The organism is Clostridioides sp. ES-S-0049-02 (assembly GCF_020658465.1).
GTDB lineage: Bacteria > Bacillota > Clostridia > Peptostreptococcales > Peptostreptococcaceae > Clostridioides.
In genome coordinates this window covers 1-2,298 of record NZ_JACVWG010000039.1, presented here as the reverse complement: position 1 = coordinate 2,298, position 2,298 = coordinate 1, and the positions used below count along the sequence as shown (strand labels likewise).

The 2,298-nt window shown below is 26.9% G+C and carries 1 protein-coding gene; it reads left to right on the top strand.

The features are described from left to right. Positions 1-1,235 precede the first annotated feature (1,235 nt). Positions 1,236-2,298, top strand: a 1,063-nt coding sequence (locus tag IC213_RS20270) for a phage tail protein (RefSeq protein ID WP_227863575.1), incomplete at its 3' end; no start/stop codon positions are given.

The window sequence follows — 2,298 nt, the reverse complement described above, 5'->3', positions numbered from 1 at the left end:
ATAGTAAGAAAAACTAAATATTAAAATATTATGAAAATATATGTTATAATGTAGTTACCACAATATCTCATTGGTGTTCGTATGTATTAAAAGAGTCACTGGAAAATTCTAGTGATTCTTTTTGTTAGATATGATATAATATAATTACCATTCCGAACACGCTCTTTATTTAAAGAGACTTATGTTCTAAGAAGTCATTCTATTATAGGATGACTTTTTTATTTTAGAAAAATATTTAATGAAGATAATGACAATATTGACTATAATGACAATATTGGAGTATAATAGTTATATAGATGATATAAATTATATCATTAAAGACATAAAAAAAAGAGACTACAACTATTTACGCTAGGGTGTCTCTTCATAAAATAAGCAAGTTGCTAATTGGAAGAAGAATCACCTGAATTGCCGTTCGGGTGATTCTTAATTTTTTGCAACGTTTTTCTAAACTCATCTATCTCTTTAAAGAGTCTATTCAAATTCTGAACCAATTTAATCAAACTGACTGTTATGGTTGTAAGAAATGTTATTATCGTTAGCAAACAAATCAGATATTTCATAATATCACCTCCCTCTTTATTTGACATGGGAGGCTTATGTATATGAAAATTCACCCTAATAGTTTTTCATGTAGTCTCTAAGATTATTATACCATAATTTACCATCATGTTGAATTTAATATTATATTGACTACGAGAGTAGAATAAAGTTATAATATAAATAACAGAAGATTGAAAATATTTTATACAAGAATTACTACTTATCTACGCCACCTTAAACAAGTGGCTCTTTTTATAATAATTCAAGCTATAATTATTGCAGATTAATAAATTTAAGGGTATAATAAAAGTAAGGAATTTAATCTACTTAATACAAAGAGTGATTGCTTCCTTAAAGTTAATTAAAAATCAATTTATCTTTTGAAACCACTCTTATTGGCGTTTGAGTGGTTTTTTGCTTTATCATATATGTAACAAGCTATTAAACTTGATACAATATTTAGGCAAATATTAAACACTACTGTTTCCATAAATTCACCTCCCTATAAAAAAATAAAGTGAGGCTCACCTCCTTCCTTTGAAGAAGTAGGCTAAATATAGAAACAACCACTCTTAGCACTTTCGATTTATAATTCCTTACTATAACAAATTATACCATAATTTAACAATTAATAAAATATTTTAGTCCATCATTAATGATGGACTTTTTTAATGTAAAGAAGGTGATAAAATATGCATTTTAATGTGAATCTCAAACAAATCCAAAGAGAGTATAATATAACCCTCCATAAAGTTAACAAAGAAATTCTAGGTGAAATTCCAATAGAATTTATAGATAGTTTAACTCGTAGCATTGATGGTACAGATGAAATTCAATTTACCATACCAAAATTTATAACAAATCGCTTTTCATTCCAAAAAATAATAAATCCATTGTATTATGAAGTAAGTAACGAACGGTTTATATGTGTAGATAATAAAGAGTATTTTGTAATAAAAGAAATAAAAGAAGATGGATATAAAAATAAAGTTATTAGAGCAACATCCGCAGAAGTTAAACTGGGTAAGATAAATTTAAACATTGAAGATATGGGACTACAGCTATTTACAGAAGATAAGGACGCTGGAATAATAAGTCTCAATGATTATATGAAAGAAGAAACTGGATGGACTTTAGGCAATGTAGATGATTCAATAGGTTATGAAACTACTGAGACAGGAGAAAAAAGAGAAAAGGTAAGGTGGCAAGAAAGTGTAGATAGTAATTGGCATGATTTTTTAATTAATGATATTAAAGAGGAATTTGGATGTGTAGTTCAGTTTGATACATATAACAAAAAAGTACATTTATATGATGTGGATAGCTTTGGAGACAATATAGAATTAGTATTATCTTATGATAACTATATAAAATCACATGAAAAGACTAGAAATTCAGATGAAATAGTCACTAGAATGACTTTAGTTGGAAATGAAGAAATGGACATCATTGGAGCTACTGTAACAGGATATAAATATATTGAAAACTACTCTTATTTTTTAGAAAATGGTGAGATGAGTAAAGACTTAGTTACTGCAATACTTAAGTATAATGAGATGATTAAGTTAAGAGAAGTTGAGTGGTTAAAATTAATAGATGAAAAGAATAAAAAGAAAAAAGAATTAAGGGACAATAAAAATAAACTCCAAGTAATCTACTCTACCATCAATGCACTATATAGTATTAAAAAGACATATGAGACAAATAAAGATACTATTAATGCTGCCAAAGTAGCAGCAGATATAACTAAGAATA